General features: G+C 58.8%; 17 protein-coding genes and 1 tRNA gene. 8 read left to right on the top strand and 10 right to left on the bottom strand.

All coding sequences use genetic code 11. The features are described from left to right. Positions 1-294: 294 nt before the first annotated feature. From ACTQ40_RS05875 to ACTQ40_RS05845, 7 genes are all read right to left on the bottom strand, one after another. Positions 295-372, bottom strand: a tRNA-Asp gene (locus ACTQ40_RS05875). A 412-nt stretch (positions 373-784) separates the two neighbouring features. After that, entirely contained in the window at positions 785-1,252 is a 468-nt protein-coding gene (locus ACTQ40_RS05870) for a YfcE family phosphodiesterase (RefSeq protein WP_441537355.1), read from the bottom strand. Positions 1,253-1,346: 94 nt separating this feature from the next. Then, the gene (locus tag ACTQ40_RS05865) at positions 1,347-2,063 is read right to left on the bottom strand and encodes a LytR/AlgR family response regulator transcription factor (RefSeq protein ID WP_154518646.1); all 717 of its coding nucleotides are present in this window, start codon (positions 2,061-2,063) and stop codon (positions 1,347-1,349) included. A gap of 72 nt (positions 2,064-2,135) precedes the next feature. Further along, positions 2,136-3,479, bottom strand: coding sequence for a histidine kinase (locus ACTQ40_RS05860; protein ID WP_441057233.1), 1,344 nt, complete (start codon positions 3,477-3,479; stop codon positions 2,136-2,138). Continuing rightward, positions 3,476-4,663: a glycosyltransferase gene (locus ACTQ40_RS05855; RefSeq protein WP_441563586.1), complete on the bottom strand. Its 1,188-nt coding sequence runs from the start codon at positions 4,661-4,663 to the stop codon at positions 3,476-3,478. The genes ACTQ40_RS05860 and ACTQ40_RS05855 overlap by 4 nt, the downstream gene beginning before the upstream one ends. A gap of 170 nt (positions 4,664-4,833) precedes the next feature. Next, positions 4,834-6,093 carry an MFS transporter gene (locus tag ACTQ40_RS05850; RefSeq protein ID WP_427719512.1) on the bottom strand — a complete coding sequence of 420 codons (1,260 nt, stop codon included), beginning with the start codon at positions 6,091-6,093 and terminating at the stop codon, positions 4,834-4,836. A 101-nt stretch (positions 6,094-6,194) separates the two neighbouring features. Then, positions 6,195-7,139 (bottom strand): zinc dependent phospholipase C family protein, encoded by a 945-nt coding sequence (locus tag ACTQ40_RS05845; protein WP_441563585.1) that lies wholly within the window; start codon positions 7,137-7,139, stop codon positions 6,195-6,197. A 265-nt stretch (positions 7,140-7,404) separates the two neighbouring features. Here ACTQ40_RS05845 and ACTQ40_RS05840 point away from each other — a divergent pair, with 265 nt between their 5' ends. From ACTQ40_RS05840 to ACTQ40_RS05815, 6 genes are all read left to right on the top strand, one after another. Further along, on the top strand, positions 7,405-8,550 hold the full coding sequence (locus tag ACTQ40_RS05840; RefSeq protein ID WP_441057227.1) for a helix-turn-helix domain-containing protein: 1,146 nt from the start codon (positions 7,405-7,407) through the stop codon (positions 8,548-8,550). 326 nt (positions 8,551-8,876) lie between these two features. Continuing rightward, the gene (gene argF / locus ACTQ40_RS05835) at positions 8,877-9,893 is read left to right on the top strand and encodes an ornithine carbamoyltransferase (protein ID WP_441057225.1); all 1,017 of its coding nucleotides are present in this window, start codon (positions 8,877-8,879) and stop codon (positions 9,891-9,893) included. Between the two features lie 73 nt (positions 9,894-9,966). Next, positions 9,967-11,484, top strand: coding sequence for a YfcC family protein (locus ACTQ40_RS05830; protein ID WP_441057223.1), 1,518 nt, complete (start codon positions 9,967-9,969; stop codon positions 11,482-11,484). Between the two features lie 106 nt (positions 11,485-11,590). After that, positions 11,591-12,448, top strand: coding sequence for a dimethylarginine dimethylaminohydrolase family protein (locus ACTQ40_RS05825; protein WP_441057221.1), 858 nt, complete (start codon positions 11,591-11,593; stop codon positions 12,446-12,448). Between the two features lie 119 nt (positions 12,449-12,567). Then, complete coding sequence (locus tag ACTQ40_RS05820; protein WP_441057219.1) at positions 12,568-13,575, top strand: NAD(P)-dependent oxidoreductase; 1,008 nt, start codon at positions 12,568-12,570, stop codon at positions 13,573-13,575. A 432-nt stretch (positions 13,576-14,007) separates the two neighbouring features. Beyond that, positions 14,008-15,486, top strand: a complete 1,479-nt coding sequence (locus ACTQ40_RS05815) for a YfcC family protein (RefSeq protein ID WP_441563584.1) — start codon at positions 14,008-14,010, stop codon at positions 15,484-15,486. Positions 15,487-15,561: 75 nt separating this feature from the next. On the opposite strand, the gene ACTQ40_RS05810 is transcribed toward ACTQ40_RS05815, so the two are convergent. Then, positions 15,562-16,839, bottom strand: a complete 1,278-nt coding sequence (locus ACTQ40_RS05810; RefSeq protein ID WP_441563583.1) for an amidohydrolase family protein — start codon at positions 16,837-16,839, stop codon at positions 15,562-15,564. Between the two features lie 131 nt (positions 16,840-16,970). Beyond that, complete coding sequence (locus ACTQ40_RS05805; protein ID WP_427719517.1) at positions 16,971-18,422, bottom strand: APC family permease; 1,452 nt, start codon at positions 18,420-18,422, stop codon at positions 16,971-16,973. 723 nt (positions 18,423-19,145) lie between these two features. On the opposite strand from ACTQ40_RS05805, the gene ACTQ40_RS05800 reads away from it, so the two are divergent. After that, positions 19,146-19,778 carry a C39 family peptidase gene (locus tag ACTQ40_RS05800; protein WP_441563582.1) on the top strand — a complete coding sequence of 211 codons (633 nt, stop codon included), beginning with the start codon at positions 19,146-19,148 and terminating at the stop codon, positions 19,776-19,778. Between the two features lie 278 nt (positions 19,779-20,056). On the opposite strand, the gene arcC is transcribed toward ACTQ40_RS05800, so the two are convergent. After that, entirely contained in the window at positions 20,057-21,019 is a 963-nt protein-coding gene (gene arcC, locus ACTQ40_RS05795; protein ID WP_006235166.1) for a carbamate kinase, read from the bottom strand. A gap of 602 nt (positions 21,020-21,621) precedes the next feature. Here arcC and ACTQ40_RS05790 point away from each other — a divergent pair. After that, entirely contained in the window at positions 21,622-22,038 is a 417-nt protein-coding gene (locus ACTQ40_RS05790) for a DUF3830 family protein (protein ID WP_441563581.1), read from the top strand. Position 22,039: the final 1 nt, after the last annotated feature.

The following is a 22,039-nucleotide window of genomic DNA, read 5'->3' as shown; positions in this document are numbered from 1 at the left end:
CGAGCTTACGTCGAGACGCTAAATAACCGCCGGGACAACCAAATAGTGAATTAGATGTCCGCTGAAGGTCGAATCCAAAGCAAATTGCATCAGACTAGGCCTGCAGTGGAATTTAGTATAACCTAACCCCCTGTTTCATTGAACGAGTGTTGCGCAACAAACCCCCCTTGTTTAAACCGATGTACTTAATTCCTTTCCGCATCTCGGAAGCAAGGAGCTGAATGAAAGGGACGGCCGAGCGGTTGTCCTATTAAACGCAAAAAGCCACGTCCAAAGACGTGGCTTTAATTGCGTTGGCGGGAAGTACGGGGCTCGAACCCGCGACCTCCGACGTGACAGGCCGGCGCTCTAACCAAACTGAGCTAACTCCCCAGGCAGTCGTTCGCGTTTGTTTCCGCTCGCGTGCGCTGCGGGGATTAGTATACACAGAAGTCTGTTCGCCGCGCAACAACTTTTTTGAAAATATTTTTTGGGTCCCTCCGGGAGGGTCTCCGGGGCCGGCTGGCGCGGGTTAAGTTTGCTGCTCTACAGTCCTGCGCAAGACGGAAAGCACATTAAGTGCTTTCCTTTGCGTGCGGAACTCGCGACAAACGTAACCCGCGCCAGCCGGCCCCGGAGACCCTCCCTGTCGTCACTATGTTCAACCAGTTTTGCGGGCGTGCGCCGCTGCGCGGCTAGCCCGCGTGCTCCTCGGCGGGGTTGGTCTGATTGTTCTTGTTGAAGCTCGGCCTTTGGCTCAAATGGAAACGGGGGATGTATTGTGCATCCCCCGTTTTTGTTGCGGTTAATCTAAGTCAATAAACTTGACGCTTAAGACCTTGCCGTCCTTGACGAGCATTCTGGCCATGGTGGGGCCTCGGGTGCCTCTGGGGTAGCTAGCACTGCCGGGGTTGAGGACCAAGCAGCGGCCTACTTGAGTTTCTTTGGTTACGTGAGTGTGACCGTTGATGGCTACGTCCACGGATCCCACCGGGAGGTCTTCGCGGTAGTGGGCTACGGCGAATTTGAGTCCTTCGTAGGTGAAGAGGGCCAATCGATCCACGTCGGGCCCGTAATCACGGTAGTAGTCGTTATTGCCCAGAACCGCTCGCACGGGGGCAATGGTTCGCAGATGTTCGTAGTCCATCTCCGACGTAAGATCGCCGGCATGGATAATCAGGTCCGCGCCGCTCAACTCATCTAAAAGCGCGGGCGACAGATAACCGTGGGTGTCCGAGATGATGTCGATACGCTTGGCGCTTGCACTGTTCATGGGATCCCTTCCGCAAAACGATTTGGTGCATTCATACAAAAAGCCCCGCGGCTCCGCAGACGATTTTGGTCTACAGGGCTGCGGGGCCGGTGTGCTAGAGGCTCAGGGCCTTCTTGAGCGGTACGACGCGACGGCGCGAAACCGGTACGCGTTCGTCGACGCCCGTAATGCCCAGCTGGATAGCGCCCGAGGGGACCGTCTCGACGTCGGTAACACACGCCAAGTTAACGATATAGCGGCGGTGAACGCGGAAGAAGCCAAAATCACAGAGCTTGGCCTCGAACTGTGCCAGCGAGGTCGTCGACAAAAAACGGTCGTCGACGGTATAGATACAGGAGTAATCGTCCTTGGCCATAATGAAGCGAATGTCGTCCACGGGGATGAGCACCTTGCGGCCGCCCTTCTCCACCGGGATGCGCTCGATGGTCACCTTGCTGTCCGCAACGGGCTTCGTGCGCTGCATGACCTTCTCGATTGCACGATCCAGGCGGGCTTCCTCTACCGGCTTCATCAGATAGTCGACGGCATCCACATCAAACGCCTCAACCGCATGATCGCTGTACGCGGTCACAAACACGATCGCCGGCGGATTCTTAAGCTTATGCAGCGCCTCGGCAAGTTGCAGACCCGAAGCGCCAGGCATCGAAATATCGAGGAACACGACATCAACGCGGCTCTCCATAAGCATCTCGATGGCGGAGCGAACGCTCGACGCTTCTGTGATCGTGCCGATCTTGCCCGTCTGCTCGAGCAAGAAGCGAAGTTCCGAACGGGCCGGGGCCTCATCATCCACAATCATCGCACGCAGCATGGGGATAAAACCTTTCGTCAACTAACTACGTCGGGCATACGCCAACCGGCGTTAAGCCCGTGACCAATTATTCTACTCTTGAATGTCGAAGATGCTCTCCGACAAATCGAGATGTAGGAGCACTTTAGCGCCCTTACCCGGCGCCGATTCGACGCGCGTATAGGAGTGCGGCCCATAAAAGCGATGAATGCGCTCCGAAATATTGTGCATGGCAACGCCGGCGCCGCCACCCTGCGGGGAGCTGGCGTCGGGACGGGCAGAGCGCTCGTCAAACAGTCTGGCAGCGATGCCCTCGTCCATGCCCACACCGTCATCGGCCACCGAAATCAAAATCGCATCGTCACCATCCCTGCGCACCGTCACGTCAATCTTCAGCGCACTGGCATCACCCATGCCGTGACGCACGGCGTTCTCGACAATCGGTTGGATCACAAATGCCGGAACCAGCGTGTCCTCGACGTCCTCGGACACGTCAAAGGTCGCCAGCACGCGATCCTCGCCAAAGCGCGCCTTCTCAAACGTCAGGTAGCGCTTGGTCTGTGCGACCTCGCGCGACACGGGAATGAGGGAGCCCGAATTGTCGAGCGTTGCGCGATAGAACGAAGAGAACTCGCGCAGCAGCTCGCGGGCGCGCAGCGGGTCGGTACGCGTAAACGATGCGATGGTGTTGAGCGTGTTGAACAGGAAGTGCGGGTTAATCTGCGCCTGCAGGGCACGCACCTCGGCACGGGCCGTGAGCTCCTTTTGCACCTCGAGCTCGTGAATGGCGAGCTGCGTGGACAGGATTTCGGCAAAACCCGAGGCGAGCGCATACTGGGTACGGTCGACGGCACGCAGGGTCTTGTAATAAAACTTGAGCGTGCCGACGGTGCGGTCGCCCACCTTGATGGGTGCGATGATGCCAGCGGGGACCTGGTTGTGTGAGCCATCCGAACCCACCACGTCCACCACGCGGTTGAACGACTGGACGATACCGTGTTCGATGACGTAGCGCGTGGCGAGCGTATGAATGGGAGAATTGGGCAGCAGCTTTTCCTCAAACTCGCCCGCGCAGGCCAGTACGTTGCTCTCGTCGGTAACGGCAACTGTCATGGCGCGTGTCTCGGGCAAAATGCGCTGGCACACCAGACGTGCTGACTCCTGCGTCAGACCGCCTTTAATGTCCTCGAGCATGGCCGAGGCCACCGAGAGCGTCTCCTCGGTGTACTGCGAGCGAACCGAATCGGGATTGAGCGTCAAAAAGATAAAGATACACAGGAAGATGCATAGCAGCGTACAGGCGACCACGGTCGCGATTGGCTCGATTCCAGTCGCCAGGGCAAAAACAAAGTACACCAGCACACAAATGGCGCAGGATACGGCAATGATGCGAAAGATTGACATTGAACTATCGCGCTGGGCGCGGCGGTCGATCATTCAGTCCCCTCCAGGATGCTGGTCAGCTGGGCGTCACGCCAGAGCCCATCCATAATCTTGGGCCAGAAGCTCTGGAAACGCAGGTAGCTTGCGGCGTTTTGGCGTGCGTAGGTCCTGGCCTCGTCAATACCGTGGCGCCAAATGCGTAGGTATCCCTCGTGCTCGCGGGTAAAAATGCTGCGGACCATGGCAGTCTTACGCACGCGATCGTCAAGCTCGCGCGAAATCCACGGGCCCGGATAGGGCATGAGAGACGCGGCTGTAACGGGAATGAGCTCTTTCTGATGCGCGGCAAACGTTAGCTTGGCACGTTCGTAGTACCAACGGTACACGTCCTGCATAAAGCGCGGCGAGCGTTTCTCGGACTCGGGCGGCAGATGGCGCACGGTCCACTCGTTATCAAACCATACGTCGTAGCCAAATATGCGCATATTAAAGAGGTAGTCCAGGTCCTCGCCACGAGTGATAAACGGGTCAAATGCCACGCGGGTAAAGGCGCGGGCATGGAGGGCCATAAGGCCGCCGCACACATAGTTTGAACGCGAAATACGGGTACCCGAGAGCGCCTTTTTCATCCAGCGATTGAACTCGATACGCTTGGTCCACCAACGGTGGCAGATGCCCACCTTGTCCGTGGGGGCCAGCGGCGATCCGTCTCGATCGTAAAAGTAGCCGCTCTTAACCAAGATTGGCAGGCCCTGACGCGTCTGCTGCCCCAACGCGTAAGTCGCGCGTTTCATAAAGTCGGCATCGATGACAGTCTCGTCGTCATCCAAAAAGATGACGGCATCGTGACCCAGCACGGCGGCACAGGCAAGTCCCATATTGCGGATGGCGCCATAGCCGCGCAGGCTCACGCATTCTCCCGAACCCTTGGGCGCAATCTGCGCTACGCGGTCGGCGATACGCGATGCCTGGGTATTGGTGACTACGGTAACTTTGAGCGTAGGGTGCGCGTCGACGATTTCGCGTACGCGCTTCGACACATCCGCCGTGGCCGAGATGGGACAGACCACCAAAAGGATGATTCGCGGAATATCGCGTACCTGCTCGAGCGAAGCAAGACAGCGATCGAGCTCGGGATTGGCGGCGTTGAGATTCGTCGAGTGGTCATAGACACCGGGAGCGTTTGCATGGGCATCATCGCCCGCCCAATATGTTGGAATCACAACCGTGGCGTTCATGCCTTCCCTCCCTGCAACACAAAAACGAGGCGCCGCCAAACACAGGCGACGCCCCGCGACCTAGCTGATTCCATCATACCCACTTGGGCAAATCATTGCTCGCAAGTCGCAATGTTTATTGCGGATAACCCCAAAAGAGTACCGCAGACAGGCACAATAGCCGCTCGCTCCTATGCGGCATGCTCTGCCGCTCGAGTCATGCGAGACAGGCGGGCCAGCAGCATAAAGCCAACGACCAGCAGCACAGCAATGGAAAGAACGCCCAGCGACGGGTTGCCGGTCAGCGAGGTGACGACCGACACCAGAAAGGTGCCCATAACGCTTGCATAGCGCCCAAAGATGTCAAAGAAGCCGTAGTACTCGTTGGACTTTTCCTTGGGGATGATGCGGCCAAAGTAGCTACGGCTGAGTGCCTGCACGCCACCCTGGAACAGGCCGACCATAATGGCAAGCACCCAGAATTCAAAGGCGGTCTTGAGGAAAAACGCGGCGAACAGCACAATGCCCATGTAGGCGGCGACCGCCACCAGGATCATGTTGAGCGTGCCCACGCGTCCGGCGAGCTTGCCGTAGATGATGGCGGACGGAAAGGCCACGAACTGTGTAACGAGCAGGGCCAGTACCAGCTGGGTCGAGTCGATGCCCAGAGCCGAACCGTAGCTGGTTGCCATGGAAATGACCGTGTGCACACCGTCGATGTAGAAGAAGAACGCGATCATGTAGACCAGCACGGTCTTGTTGTGGGCGATCTCGCGCATGGTGTGTACGACCTCGGAGAACACGCCGCCCACGATGTGGCCGATGGTGTCCTCGGGACCGCGCTCGCGACCGTACTTTTGCTTATAGGTGCGAATGAGCGGCAGGGTAAAGATGAGCCACCAGGCACCAGTGATGACAAACGACAGACGCGTTGCCAGCATGGTGGGGACGCCAAGAGCGGGACCACCCATGATAAGCGCCAGACAGATGATGAACGGCACGGTGGAACCGATGTAGCCCCAGGCATAGCCCGAGCTGGACACGGCGTCCATGCGCTCGTCGGTGGTAATGTCGGGCAGCATGGCGTCATAGAACGTCATAGAAGAGTTAAGGCCGATGGTGCACAGCACGTACACGGTCAAAAATGCCATGGCGGACATTGGGATAGCCTGCGCCAGGCAAAGCACCAAGCCCGTGAGGAAGAAGCCCAAGAAGAACTTGATCTTGTTGCCGGCGTAATCGGCAAGCGCGCCCAGAATGGGCATGAGCATGGCAATGACCAGCGAGGCAATCGTCTGCGCGCTACCCCAAGCGACTACCAGGTCGGCCGAGGAGGCACCGGTATTGATGGCGTTAAAGTAGATGGGCACCACCGAGGTGTTGAGCAACACGAGGGCCGAATTGCCCACATCGTACATAACCCAGTTACGCTCGAGCTTGGTGTATTTCATGGACAGGGACCCTTCGTATTCGCCCGATATGCAGTCCATTTATCGTACCCCAATTGCACAGAGGCACCGGTAAGGATTCGGCAAAGGGGCACGCACGAGCCCTACTCCTCGCGGTCGAACTCTTCATCAGCGCCGAGCACGCGACCGCTGTAGTTGATATGGCCGGTCACGGCCTCCATATCGCCGGTCTCGATAAAGCGGGTGACCGTGCACTCGTAATCGACCAGCGCGCGGTCAAAGACCTCGGGGAAACTCTCGTTCGAGACCTCATCGGTAAAGGGATTCTTCCACGTCAGATGGCCCAGATTGCCGGTGCGCTCGGGCGGCTCGGTCGTCACGCGGTGAGCAAGGCCATCGAGCAGGGAGTAGTCGTGTACTAGACCCTCGACCAGGGCAATTGCACGCGTCTTGGCCGAGCCCGCCGGTTCAATGGCGCGATAGAGCAGCTGCATGTCGGCAACGGCGGCACCGTACTCCCCCGCTGGGATATCGATACCGTACACACGCCCGGCAACATAGCTCATCAGCACGCCAGCCACGCGATTGATGCGGTCGGTGGTGACGATCTCGCCCGCCGGCGGATAGTCCTCGACCGTGGCCCCGTCGCGCTTGAGCTGCAGCATCAACACGTCCAGGTCACTTTCGAGCACCGCATGGACCTGGCTGCCCGAATCCCCCAGCTCGGGATCGGACTCGACAATGCCAAACTGCTGCTCGTAGACAAAGGGGTGGGCATTACGGTCGAGCACGTAGTGCGACAGCAGGCCCAGCGCAAAGGCGCGGCCCAAGTTGGCATCGCGCGGGAGCAGATGGGACACGCCGTCGCGCAGGCACGAGAACTGGCGCGACATGCGCGAGCGATGCATGGCCTGCGCCAGCAGCGTGCAGTCGGAAACGCGCGGCGTCAGGATGTGGAAGAAAAACGGGTCGGGACCCTGGTTGCCCAGGATAAAGGCAATGCGTTCCTCGTCGGACGTAATGACGCCCTGCGGCAGACGATCGATGCTTTCCTCGCCAAACAGATGATGCGTAATAAGCGCAGGCATAATGATCCTTTCGATTTCATTCGATGTCACCCATTATGCCCACCGCGCGGCCATGCCAAACCCGCGTCGGCAAACGATGGCATGCAGACTGCAGCCAGTCTTTTCCACTGCCCACGCCTTCTCCACTGCGGCCCCGATATGGAGCAGGGGTTATCGTTTAATATCAACATGTGCACCTCGCACCCAATTCCCGTCATACCATCTAATGAACAGGCAGCGCTTGCCTCGCATCCATTAAACAGCCTCACGTCACACGGAGACACCCATGATTACAGTCGCCGATATTTTGGCCCTACCGGCATTTGAGCAAATCAACCTAGTCGCGCCTATCAAAGACGCCGGAGAACACCGCGTCTACAACGTCGGCATCCTAGATTGCCCTCCCTCGATCAACGGCTACGACGCGTACATGCCCGGCGAGTTCATCCTCACCAATCTAGGCTTTTGCTACGATGACCCCGCCCTCTCCGACGCGTCGCTCATTGCCATGATCGAGCGGCGCGTCGCAGCCATTGCGGTCAAACGCGTGTACTCGCCTTGCTTCACCGATGCAGTCGCCCGAGCAAGTGTGCGTATGGGTGTCCCGGTGTACCTCTATTCCGGTGCTTACCACGAACGCGTCGCTTTCGAATCGCTCAATCTCCTTCAACGCGATCTTGACGCATCTGACAAAAGCGATGCCGTTGATCAGTTCTTGGTGGGAAGATCGAAGTCTCAAGTACGGCAAGAAATCAACAAACTGGCAGGTCTTACCGGCTCGACGATGCGTTGCATCGCCATCTCGGCTGAAAAGGATGACCGATGCTCACTGTACGCAATTCAAGATACACTTAACGATTTTCTCAACTCGTTTCGTCAGCGGCACGAAGAGGTCCAAAACGCTTGCGCATTTCGATACCACGACGCACTACTGGTTTTTGTCTCGTACGCTATCGATGAACAGCATGATGACATCTTCCATGACCTGGAGAATGCGATTCGAGGCGTTGGCGTCAACTATTATGGCGTGGGCGACCTAGTACCCTTGGGCGAGGCTGATATCTCTATTCGCCAGGCAACTATCCTGCTCAACGAAGCCCATCTGCGTGGAACACGCAGACTCGAGTGGTCGGACCTGTCAATGGACGCCTTCTCGTACGCGGCTCAGACCAACCCCATGTTCGAGCGCACCGCACGGGGCTTCCGTAGCCGTATCGAAAAATATGACGCACAAAACTCTACCGAACTAGTCCAGACGGCACGCGCCTTTGTGCACTGCAGCGGCGATATCGTCGACACCGCTAAGCACCTGCATCAACACCCCAACACCGTCCGATACCGTCTGCGGCGTATTCGCACACTCCTCGACATGAGCGACTCACGCGATCGCGAGTTACTCGTCTTCCTTTCGCTTGCATTCCTCAACAGATAAAACAAGCTGAGCCAAATCGTTATATCTCACAAAATGACTCTGAATATGCCTAAATGATTGGCCATACAAGTCCTCAATCGCTCCTAAAACCTGTTCATTTGTAAATAGTGACAAATAGACCCCTAGAAGACTTTGAGTTGGCACCAAAGACGCGACATCTTGGCGCTCCTAGACTTTGAGTCATGGATTCGACGTGCCGCTGCACCGGCACCCGATAACAGGTATCGATGCCCCAACCGGGGCGAACGAAACGCCTGACCTGTCTGGAGGGGCCCGCGCGGGCGTCCGTCGGGGATAGGGCAAGAACCGATGAAAGGGGACAAACTATGACTGAATCGGTTTTCCAGGGTCGCCACCTGCTCTCCACGAGGGACTACACCAAGGACGAGCTGATGTGGCTCATCGGCTTCGCCGAGCACCTCAAGGACCTCAAGAAGCGCAACATCCCGCACCGCTACCTCGAGGGCAAGAACGTCGCGCTCCTCTTCGAGAAGACCTCCACGCGCACCCGCGCCGCCTTCACCACCGCCTGCATCGACCTGGGCGCCCATCCGGAGTACCTGGGCAAGGGCGACATCCAGCTGGGCAAGAAGGAGACAGTCCTCGACACCGCCAAGGTGCTCGGCTCCATGTTCGACGCCATCGAGTTCCGCGGCTTCAAGCAGGATCACGTCGAACAGCTCGCCAAGTATTCCGGCGTCCCTGTGTGGAACGGCCTCACCGACCGCGAACACCCCACCCAGATGCTGGCCGACTTCATGACCATCAAGGAGCACTTCGGCGAGCTCGAGGGCCTCACGCTCGCCTACTGCGGCCAGGGTCGCAACAACGTCCAGAACTCTCTCATGATCACCTCCGCCATTCTGGGCGTGAACTACGTCAACGCCACACCCAAGGAGCTCGAGCCCGACCCCGAGATCGTCGCCCTCGCGCAGGAGTTCGCCGCCGAGTCCGGCGCCACCATCCGCGTCACCAACGACCCCGTGGACGCCGTCCGCGGCGCCGACGCCGTCTATACCAACGTCTGGGCGGCCATGGGCGAGGAGTCCCAGTTCGCTGAGCGCGTCCGCCTGATGTCCCCGTTCCAGGTCAACGCCGAGCTCGTCTCCCACATCGAGAACCCCGACTGGATCTTCCTGCACTGCCTCCCGGCCTTCCACAACGCCGAGACCGAGTACGCCGCCAAGATCAAGGAGGAGCACGGCATCGAGGCGATGGAGTGCACCGACGACGTGATCTACAGCGAGCACTCCCGCTGCTTCGAGGAGGCCGAGAACCGCATGCACACCATCAAGGCCATCATGGCCGCGACCCTCGGCAACCTCTATATCCCGCGCGTCTAGCCGCGCCACGGACCGACCGCACGCCGCGACCCGCCCCCTCCGGGCCGCGGCGCCTCATGTAAGGAAACACACCATGGCTGAAGAAATTAAGGAAAAGACGGCGAAGAAGAAATTCCAGATGCCGAACACGTACGTGATCCTGTTCGCCGTCATCGCCTTCATCGCCCTCCTGACCTGGTTCGTCCCCGGCGGAGCCTACGAGCTCTCCGAGGGCGGCGACGCCATCGCCGGCACCTACCACGTGGTCGAGAGCAACCCCCAGGGCCTCTGGGACATCTTCATGGCACCCATCACCGGCATGCTCGGTGGCGGCACAGTCTCCGGCGCCATTTCCATCTCCCTCACCATCATGCTGTTCGGCAGCTTGCTCGAGATGATGGATCGCACTTGCGCCCTCAAGACGGCCATTAAGCGCATCACCATAGCCAATCAGAACAACATGCATGCGCTCATCGCCATCCTCGTTATCCTAATGGCCTTCTTCGGCACACTCGAAGGCGCCTATGAGGAAGGCATCGTCTACTTCCTGATGTTCGTGCCCGTCATCCTGGCACTCGGCCTCGATACGGTCACCGCGATCATGATTGTCGTCCTCGGCACCCAGATCGGCTGCCTCTCCTCGATCATCAACCCGTTCTCCACGGGTATCGCATCGGGCATCGCCGGCATCTCCCCCGGCGAGGGCATGATTCCCCGCATCGCGATGTTCATCATCTTCACCGGCCTTGTCATCCTTCTCATCTGCCGCTATGCCGACAAGATCAAGGCGCATCCCGAGAAGTCCGTCCAGTTCTTCCGCCGCGAGCAGGACCTCAAGGAGTTCCCCGCCGCCGACGACGAGGACCTCACCCTCACTGGTCGTCAGAAGGGCGCGCTCGTACTGTTCGTACTCACCTTCGCTTTTATGATTGTCGGCTTGACTCCCTGGACCTCTCTCAATCCCGAGTGGACATTCTTCGAGGACTTTACCGCCTGGATCGCCGCCACCCCGGTCCTGCGCAACATCCTGGGCACCGACATCACCGCCTTCGGGAATTGGTACTTCCCCGAACTCTCGATGATCACCCTGATCATGGTCATCCTTATCGGCGTGGTTATGCGCTATGACGCCGACGCCATCATCGACACGATTCTCAAGGGCGCTTCCGGCCTGGTCTCCACCGCCTTCGTCGTGCCGCTGGCCCGCGGCATCCAAGTCGTCATGGACAACGGCCAGATCACCCCGTCCATCCTCAACATGTGCGAGAACGCGCTTGCCTCCCTGCCGCCCTTCGCCTTCGTCGTCGTCGCCCTGGTCTGCTACTTCCTCATCGCCTGCCTGATCCCCAGCTCCACCGGTCTGGCCGCCGCCACCATGGGCATCATGGGCACGCTGTCCACCTTCGCCGGCGTCGACGTCTACATCATGGTCATCATCTACCTCATGGCGCTCGGCCTGGCCAAGATGATCACCCCGTGCTCCATCGTCGTCATGACGTGCACGGCCGCGGCGCACATGAGCTACGGCGACTGGGTCAAGAAGATCGCCCCCATCGTCGCCATCCTGTTCGCCGCCTGCTGCGCCTTCCTCTGCGTCCTCGTGATGCTCTAGGCGCCCTCCCCCGCGGGGATTCTCGCGCGGCGGGCAAGCCCCTCCGTTTTTCCCGCCGCGCGCATTCCACCTAAGGTATGTAAGGTCTTACAGAAAGGAACCTGCCATGTCTGAAGAGAAAATCTACGTCTCCAACGCCACCAATCCGCTCAAAAAGGTCATGATGTGCTCGCCGAAGTACTACACCTTCAACGGCATCAACGTCATCACTTCCGAGTGGATGAAGAAGGGCGACACCGAGCAAAACGACATCATGGTCAAGGAATGGCAGATGCTCGTTGACGCCTACAAGGATAACGGCATCGAGGTCGTCGAGGTCGAAGCTAACCCCAAGTACGAGGTCATGACCTTTGCCCGCGACTACGGCTGCATGATCAAGGAAGGCGCCGTCATGGGCCACTTCCGTCATCCGGTCCGCCAGATCGAGGCCCAGTCCTATGAGGCAAAGCTCAAGGAGATGGGTGTCCCCATCGTCGCCCGCGTTAACGCAGGCTGCATGGAGGGTGGCGACTTCTGGATGATCGATGAGCATACGCTCGCCTGGGGCATGGTCGATCGTACCGATGAACAGGGAGTCGCCAGCCTCCGCCATCAGCTCGAGAAGTTTGGCTATACCGTCGTTGGCGTTCCCTGCCCGCCCGACAACCTGCACCTCGACATGATCTTTAACATCGTCGCCCCCCAAGTTGCACTCGCCTGCATTGACCAGCTGCCCTATAACTTCCTGCAGATGCTCAAGCGCCGCGGCTTTGAGCTCATCCCCGTCGCCAGTGAGGATATGTACAAGCACGGCTGCAACGTCCAGTGCATCGGCAACAACAAGGTCATCGCCATCGAGAAGAACAAGCACATTAACGACAAGATGCGCGCCCTGGGCATCGAGGTCATCGACGTGCCGCTCGACCAGATTCTGCACGCCGGTGGCGGTCCGCACTGCCTGACCCAGCCGATCGAGCGTCCGTAGTCCGAACGTTTCGCCTGGACAGTTTGTCCGAGCCTCTCATGGGGCGCCGCTCTGCTGGATTCCGGCGCAGCGGCGCCCCTTTTTACCCACAAGCCCCTCAAAGGGGAAAGGAAACACCCATGAAGATCCTGATCAGCGATTATGCCGAGAGCATGATGCCCCAGCACGACCTCGAGACTGAGACCCTCAAATCCCATCTGGGTGAGGATATCGATGTTGAGGTCTACGCGTATACCGACGAGGCGCGCGAGGAGTTTTATGAGCACCTTGCCGACGCCGACGCCCTGCTCACTGCGTTCATCAAGGTAGACAAGGAAGCGTTCGAGCACGCCCCCAAGCTTAAAGTTATCGCCATTAACGCAACCGGCTACGACAACGTCGACATGGACGAGGCTACCGCGCGCGGCGTCGGAGTCTGCCCCGTCGGCGAGTACTGCACCTGGGATGTTTCCGAAAGCGCCATCGCCTACATGTATGCCCTCAACAAGAACTTTAAGTTCTACATCGGGCAGATCGAGCAAGAGCATCGCTGGGACTACGCGGCGGCGCCCGAAGTCCCTCGCCTAGAAGACCAAACGCTCGGCATCTTTGGCTTTGGAAAAATCGGCAAGTGCACCGCCCGCAAAGCCAAGGGCCTCGTCAAGCGCATTGTGTCCAACGACCCGTTTATCGATCAGGATCTCTTTGAGCAAAACGGTGTTGAACAGGCAGAAATCGATGAGGTATTGGCCGAGGCCGACATCATCATCAATCATATGAACCTCAACGAGACGAACTACCATTACTTTGATGCCGAGAAGTTCGCCAAGATGAAGAAAAAGCCGATCGTGATCAATCTGGGCCGTGGCCTCTGCATGGACGAGCCCGCTCTTATCGAGGCGCTCGACTCGGGCCAGATTCGCGCATTTGGCGCCGATGTGCTCTACGACGAGACCCCCGACCTTGCCAATCATCCGCTCGTCGGCCGCGACAACGTGATTATCACGCCGCACTCCGCGTTCTATTCGTCTTCATCGTTGCGCGACCTCATGATCTTCCCGTGCAACAACATCGGTCATTTCCTAAAGGGTGAAAAGGACCAGCTTTTCAAGCTGGTTAACGACGTTCCCGTCGCAAACGTGCTGTAGGAGTCCAAACGGTTTCCAAAACATGTGGCCCAACGAGATGAAGGTCTGACCTTCATCCCGTTTTATTGCTCCCCCCTATCGCTAAAGCGACATACAGTCACCACAAACCTAAATAGCAGGGGCCACAAGACCAACAGCAAAGGGATCTTTAGGGGATAGTCCTTTAAAGTACCTGCATATATATGCAATAACGTATATCGCATTGTACGTTTACCGATAGGTCGGCTCGTTTGCGGAATACATGCCGCCAAAGACGTTCTCACATACTCCCCAGATGATACCATTGATATGTGATGCACGTATTATTAAACGCATCGCTTCCCCGACATGAAGGGTGCAGCCTTCAAGTCGACAACAGAGTCAAGACCTCACCACTAAATTTAGAGGCGCATCCCCCTCGCGGGGACGTGTTTCGTCGTGAAGGAGCTCGGTATGTTCGATAAGGCTGCCGCATCTGGCAAAGAGCGCAAGCCACGCCAGATGCCATCATCTTTTACCATCCTCTTTGGCTGCCTGCTGCTCGTGGCCATCGCCTCGTGGGTCGTTTCGTCATTTAGTCCCGATGTGCAGGCTGCAACTCTTGGCAACTTTATGGCCTCCCCCTTCTTGGGCTTCGAGAGCGCCATGCAGGTCTGCGTGTTCATTCTTGTGCTCGGCGGCTTTTTGGGCGTCGTCCAAAAAACGGGCGCACTCGACACCGGCATCGCCGTGCTCGTCCGCAGGCTGGGCAGCAACGACCTGTTGCTCGTCCCCGTTCTCATGCTCGCTTTTGGCATCTGCGGATCCACATACGGCATGCTCGAGGAATCCGTCCCCTTCTACCTGCTCCTGGCATCGGTCACGTTTGCCATGGGCTGGGATCCGCTCGTAGGATGCATGGTCGTCCTGATGGGCTGCGGCCTTGGCGTTTTGGGGTCGACGGTCAACCCGTTTTCGACCGGACTCGCACTCGATGCTCTCAAGGCGGCCGGCATCCCCTATGACCAGGGACTCATGATCGGTATCGGCCTGGCAATGTTCGCCATTGCCGAGATTTCGGGCATCATTTTTGTCATGCGGTATGCCAAGCGCGTTCGCGCCGACCGCGCCGCCTCATCGCTCACCCCCGAGGAATGGAAGACCGCAGAACGCCTCTACGGCGATAAGGACGGCGATTCCGCCGAGGACACGCACGTCGAGCTTTCCAAGATTCAAAAGCGCGTTCTTGTTCTCTTCGCCCTCACGTTTGTCGTCATGATTATCGGCTTTATTCCGTGGCAGACGTTCGGAGTTGGCCTATTTGATATCGGCGCCACAGGCGATGACCTCAGCACCGCATGGAGCGCGCTTTTGACCGGCCTACCGCTTGGCCAGTGGTACTTTACCGAATGCGGCATCTGGTTCTTCACGATGACGATCATCATCGGCAAGGTTGCCGGCATGCAGGAGAAAGAGCTCGTCGATACTATCCTTCATGGCTGTGCCGACCTGGTTTCCGTCGCGCTCGTCGTCGCCGTTGCCCGCGGCGTCTCCGTACTCATGTCCATCACCGGACTCGACGTGTGGATCCTCACCAACGCCGCCAACGCGCTCGCCGGCGTATCCGCCGCAGTGTTCGCGCCGCTCTCGTACGCCCTGTACTTTGCGTTATCCTTCTTGATCCCCTCGAGCACCGGCATGGCAACCGTTTCCATGCCCATCATGGGACCGTTGGCGGCATCGCTGGGCTTTGCCCCCGAAGCCATGATCGCAATCTACCTCGCCACACATGGTGTCGTAGCCATGATTACTCCCACTTGTGGATCCATCATGGCCGGTCTCGAGCTTGCTCAGGTAAGCTACGCAACTTACATCAAGACGGCCGCCAAATACATGGCCTTGCTTACCGTGATTACCGTTTCGTTTGTCACCGTTCTAATGCTCGTTTTGTAATCGCCAGGTACATTGCATATCGCATCTTTAGAAAGGGGCTCACAGAGCCCCTTTCTCTTAGCTCGATGATGAACTCTAGGCGCTGTACTTGTTTGGCTCGCCGAAGGTGCCGGCCTCGACAATCCAGCCGTCCTTCATGATGACGTCCATGTTGTCGGTGTTGAGCACGTGGATGTCGGCGGCGACGTCACCGTTGACGACCAGCAGGTCGGCGCACTTGCCGGCCTCGATGGAACCGGTCTCGTCCTCGATGTGGCACATCTTGGCACCGTTGAGGGTGGCGCAGGTGATGGTCTCGACCGGGGTGAAGCCGATCTTGTCGACGAACTCGTACATCTCCTCGATGGAGCAGGTGCCGTACGGGGTGACGAAGGAGAAGGAGTCAGAGCCGATCGTCATGACGACGCCGCGCTTCTTGGCCTCGCGCAGGCAGTCATAGTTGCGCTGCAGCTCCTTCTCGACCAGGGTACCCTCGTACTTGTCGTGCAGCTCGGGGACATAGACGGGAGGATAGGTGGCGTACCAGGTGGGCAGGAAGGCGATCGTCGGGGTGAAGAAGGTGCCCTGCTCGGCCATGAGGTCCATGGTGCACTCATCGATATCGAAGCCGTGAATCAGCTGCTCGCAGCCAAAGCGAACGGAATCGTAGGCAGCGGCGTGGTTGTTGTAGCAGTGGCTCCACACGGGGATACCGACCATCTTGGCCTCTTCGACCACGGCCTGGATCTCCTCGGAGCAATAGTGCTGGTCGCGACCGGAGTCCCAGCGCCAGATGCCGCCACCGGTAGCCCAGATCTTGATGGCATCGGGGTTCTCGCGCAGGCGACGACGGACGGCCTTGCGCAGATCCCAAGGACCGTCGACCTGGTCGCCCCAGGGATGGGATTCCTTGTTGAGCTCCTGGGTGCAGTGGTGGGAGTCACCGTGACCGGCAACACGGCAGAAGCCGAGGCCGGTGGCCAGAACGCGCGGACCCTTAAAGACGCCCTTGTCGATGCAGTCGCGAATCTGGATACCAAAGCGGCCGATCTCGCAGACGGTGGTGAGGCCGTGGGTGAGGCAGTCGTAGGCCTGCTTGACGGCGACGGCCTGCTTCTCGAGGAGCGGCTGCATGACCCAATCGGTGTCATCGTCGGTCAGGTTGCCCGAGAAGTGCAGGTGGGTGTCGATCAGGCCGGGAAGGACAGTCTTGCCGGCGGCGTCGATAACCTCAACGCCCTCGGGAAGGTCCTGCATAACACCGGCGTACTCGATCTTGCCGTTATCGTCGACGAGAACGAGGGAGTTCTCGACCGGCTCGGCACCGGTACCGTCGATGAGCTTGCCGCCAACGATTGCATACTTAGTGGACATGGTTCCTCCTTATGGATCCATATAGTGGGTGAGGCCGTGTTGGGTTAAGGCCTCACAAAGCTACCCAAGTGACGCCGGGTTCGGTACGCGGGAGAGAGGGCACCGCGCACCCAATCCGCCCCGGCTCGGCGTTACTTTTTACGGGAATTGGTGAAAGCCATGAGAGCCAGGCCAATAGCCAACCAGCCGATCACGATGCTCCACTCCACCATGTTGAGGGAGGCGGGAGAGAACGGAATCACGAGCAGGCCGATGATGATGGCGCAGGCAGCGATGGCGAGGCTGATGCCAAACTTGCCGCCGGGCACCTCGTAGGGACGAGGTAGGTCGGGCTCGGTGAAGCGCATGCGCAGGCAGGCAAGAGCGACCATGCCGCAAGAGAAGATGAAGGCGAGCGCCGACACATTGGTCAGAGGGATGAGCATGTTCTTGCCCAGGAACGGACCGACGACGGTGATGATGGCCAGAACGACGCAGGCGAGCTTGGGAGCGCCGGAATTGGGATCGACCTCGGCAAACTTCTCGGGCAGCTGGCCCTTGCGGCCCATGGCGAGCATAATGCGGCTCGTGGCGCCGTAGAAGGAGTTCATCGGGCCCATGGGTCCAAGCGTGGCGATGACGAGCATGGCCAGGTACAGGAGCATGTTGATGCCCTTAAGACAGGCAAGCGCGGGAACCGGGCTCTTAACAAACTCATGCCAGTCAAGGATAGTGCCGAACGAGTAAATGCAGACCATGTAGAAGCCGCCGGCGGCCAGCAGGGCCAGGGAGATGATCTTGCCGAACTTGTTCCAGTTAAGGCCCTCGGCTGCTTCCTCAGCCTGCTGAGGAATGGTGTCGAAACCGGCGTAGAAGAACGGGGTCAGAACCAGGACCGACACGATACCGGCGAACAGGCTGGTGCCCTCGGTGGCGGCCTTACCGCCGCCAGCACCGGCGACCTGGGAGAACACAGGCATGGCGTTGTTCGGCGAGCCGGTGAACAGCGAGACGCCCATGGCGAGTAGCATGCCGCAGAGCAGGGCCTTGGTCAGGAAGGCTTGGAGCTTGGCGGCCGAGCTGGCACCGCGGAAATTGAGGAAGATGACGTAGACTGCAAAGCCAAGCGCGATCAGCGTCGGGAACAGGTAAACGTCGGCGCCCAGGATGGTGTAGAGCTTGACGGCGCGCAGCCACTCAAGACCGGGCAGGCTACCGAACATCTCGGACACGAGAGTCGAAATGGCAATGGCCTCCCACGGGCACAGGATGCCGTTGCCCAGGGCCAGGAGCCAACCGGTGATGTAGCTCAGCGTACGGCCAAAGCTACGATCGACATACTCGACGATGCCGCCCGAGATGGGGATAGCAGCCGTAAGCTCACCGAAAACAGCTCCGACGGGCACGAGGAAGATTGCACCCAAGAGGAATGCGATCATAGCGGGAACGGGACCGCCGCCCACGACCATCCAGTCGCCGACCTGCAGAACCCAACCGGTACCGATGATGGCACCGAAACCGATGGTGAAGAAGTTCCAGAGCGAAAGCGTTTTCTTCATGCCACCGGTATCCTCGACTGCAACTTCTGCGTTCTTGTCCGCCATTGTTCCCCTCCTTTCCTTTCTGACGCCCCTTGGCGTCACCCCTTGCACGGCCTGTTTTGCCGCGCACTTTTTATTTCATGGCTTTAAGATACGGCCTTGGCACAGCAACGCCACTCGTAGCTCGACCGAAGGCAGAACTGCAAAACGAGCGGCGCCGTTTTTGGGACGAACGGCGAGGGGCGCCACTCGGTGCGGGCGTCCGTTTTGATGACGCGACTCAATCGCTCGCGGAGGGCGTCGCTTTATGACGCTAGGCTCGCTCCCGTCCATGCCGCTTACCGAGGTTTTGGTGTATGTCCTCATTTGCTGCACGTCTTTTTTGTAGGATGGACGGGTTATACATGAGACGAGGCGGTGCAAATGGCATACGAATACAACGGCGGCGAACGACAGCGAAACGTTCGCCTTGCCGGGCGTACCACGCCAGCATCCAGGAGTGTTTTTGACAACGACGGGCCGCAGCGTCCGCAGGATCGCCCCTCGTCGTCTATGCCGCAGAATACCAGCACGCGTCAGGCGGGTCGCCCATGCTCGGGTACCCGTCAACGCCGGGCCGAAGTGCCTCGGCGGCAGAAAATCGATCGGCGAAAGTCTGACAACCACATCAGCCGTTTCTTTTCGAAGCCCCGCGGCGGACGCGGCGCAAAGCAGCCACGGCCGCTGGGACGCGGCCGGGCCGCCAATCCGCAGATTCATCGTCTCTGTCTTGCCCTGTGCTCCATCATGGCATGTCTGGCATTTGTGTATCTGGGGTCGTGTGCCTCGCATGGCTCTGCCGGCCTAGAGCCCACCGCCGAGGAAAAGCTCCTCAAAGCCCCAGTCGCACCCGGCTACTCGTTTGCTTTTTCGACCCCACGTTCGCAGTGGAGTGCCGGCACCATTCCGCATATCTACCAGATCGACCCCGCATGGTCGGAGCTGCCCTACGCCGGCGGAACTATCCGCCAAAACGGCTGCGGACCCACCTGCCTCACCATGATCTACATCTTTAAAACGGGGCGCACCGATATGACACCGGTCGATATGTGCGCCCTTTCCGAGGCGGGCAACTATGCCCCCACCGGTGCCACCGAGTGGTCGTTTATGACGAGCGGCGCCGCGCAGCTGGGGCTTAACGGGACGCAGCTCTACAACAACCGAGACTCGATGGCCCAGGCCTTGCGCTCGGGTGCCCCCGTAATCGCCGTCGTGCGTCCCGGCACGTTTACCAACGTGGGTCATTACATCGTCCTCTACGGCATTGACGACGCCGACCAAATCGGTGTCTACGATCCCAATTCGCCCAGCCGTAGCGCCCGCCGTTGGGGGGTCGTAGAAGCCCTCAACGAAATCGAAGCCATGTGGGCCTACTACTAGTCATTGGGGACAGACTTAAATGACCAGCCATTAAATGACTAGCCACTGGGGACGGTCTTTGCAGACGACCGCTCGCGCTGCCGAAAAGGACTGTCCCAAGATGCCGGCAGAAAAGGAACGTCCCCAAGTGCCGGGTTTCCGCGGTCTTCAGCGCTTCTCATGAACAGTCACCTCAATAGCAAAAGCCCCGCAGTCGGAGCGGACTGCGGGGCTCATGAAGAGAGGCTAGTTTGTGGGCGCTTTGCCTGGCGCCCACAAGAGAGGCAACAGAGTAGAGACTACTCGTGGATGCGGGTACCGGAGAGGCCGGCCATGGTCTCGGCGGCCTTGTCCAGGGCGCCGATAATGCAGGTGCGGCCCTTGCGGGAACGGGCGAACTTGATGGCAGCACGGACCTTGGGCTCCATGGAACCCTTACCGAACTGGCCCTCGTCGGCCAGGCGCTCGGCCTCGTCGGCGGTGAGGTCCTCGAGCTCCTCCTGGTTGGGCTTGCCAAAGTTGATGGCGACATGCTCAACGGCAGTCAGCAGGAACAGAACGTCGGCGTCGCAGTCCTCGGCCAGCAGCTCGCCGCCCAGGTCCTTGTCGATGACGGCGGGAACGCCCTTGTAGCAACCCTTGTTCTCGTAGTCGCGGACGACGGGAATGCCGCCGCCACCGCAGGCGATGACGATGAACTCGTTGTCGAGCAGGTTGAGGATGGAGTCGGCCTCGACGATCTTCTTGGGATCGGGGGAGGCGACGACGCGGCGCCAGCCGCGGCCGGAATCCTCGACGAAGACCTTGGAGGGATCCTCGGCCATGAACTCCTTGGCCTGCTCCTCGGTGTAGAAGGGGCCGATCGGCTTGGTCGGGTTCTTGAACGCGGGATCGTCGGGATCGCACTCGATCTGGGTGACGACGGTGGCGGCGTGCCAACGCTTATAGCGCTTGTGCATCTCGCGGCCGATGCCCTGCTGCAGGTGATAACCAATGTAGCCCTGGGACATGGCGCCGCACTCGGGCAGCGGCATCTCGGGGGTGCCGATGGCGTCGTGGGCGGCGGCGAAGGCATTCTGGATCATGCCGACCTGCGGGCCGTTGCCGTGGGTGATGATGATCTCGTTACCCTGCTCGATGAGACCAAGGAGTGCGTGGGCGGTGTTGCTCACGGCCTCGATCTGCTCGACGGGGTTGTTGCCGAGGGCGTTGCCGCCAAGGGCGACGACAATACGATCGGGCTTGCCAAGAGGCTTAGACATTGCTGGAATCCTTTCTGTAAAAGGCCTACATCCCATTAATAACCCACGTCCGTGCAATACGCGAGTTTATTAAGGTTTATATTCTCTTTATCGCTCATTTTATTCATTTTGAAAACAGTTGAACGGTGAACGGTCGTTTTTACCCGTTCAGCGTAAAGATGCCCAGCTCAAGCATATCTAAGCTATTTACGTGCGACTTTATTTTGATATAGCAGGGATTAGACCAGATTATGCAAACTATATCTTTGCTAAACACAAAACAGACAGCGCAATATCTTACTCGCACTATACGAGATTCTATACATTTATAAGACGAGTATGCAGCCCTGCAATAACATAGCGTTTTTCATCCAACTTAGGGAATAGACGAGCACCTTTACCGCGCGTCGGCCGGCAGCCGGCGAGCCGTCTCGTCGATTGCCGCTTCCAGAAATTCAAAAACTGATATTGCGCGCGCAATTACGGCATGGTACTTTAGCGAAGAACAGCGCGGGCTGGGGCGACAGAGATCTGTCGTGAAGTTTGGGTTCGGCGACCCCGCTGCTGTCTTCTCCTTATCCGCCAGCGAACCCCTTGAGCGACGGATTGAGGAGGTCCTTACTATGACAAAAATGCTCAAGATCACCCTGAATGGCGAGACGTTTCTCGCCGACATGCTCTGGGACAAGGCTCCCGAGGCGTGCAAGCTGTTCGAATCGTCCTGTCCGGTCGAGTCACGTATCTTTTCGGCCAAGATCTGCGATGCCGAGGTAACCTATCCCGTATCGGGCCCCATCGCCAATTACGAGCACATCGAGAACCCCGTCTTTCACGAGCCAGCGGGCGCCGTGAGCTGGTATGGCGGCTGGTCGTCAATTTGCATCTTCTTTGACGTGTGCGAGCCCTTTGGCACCTGCAACATGTTCGCCCGCATCTGCAAAGCCGACCGCGAGCGCTTTGCCGCCGCCTGCCGCAATGTCTGGGACAACCAGGGCATGTACATTAAAAACGAAATCGTCGAGATCGAAACGGAGGCCTAAA

This window comes from Collinsella sp. Sow4_D11 (assembly GCF_052116465.1).
GTDB lineage: Bacteria > Actinomycetota > Coriobacteriia > Coriobacteriales > Coriobacteriaceae > Collinsella.
This window is presented reverse-complemented; position numbering and strand designations above follow the sequence as displayed.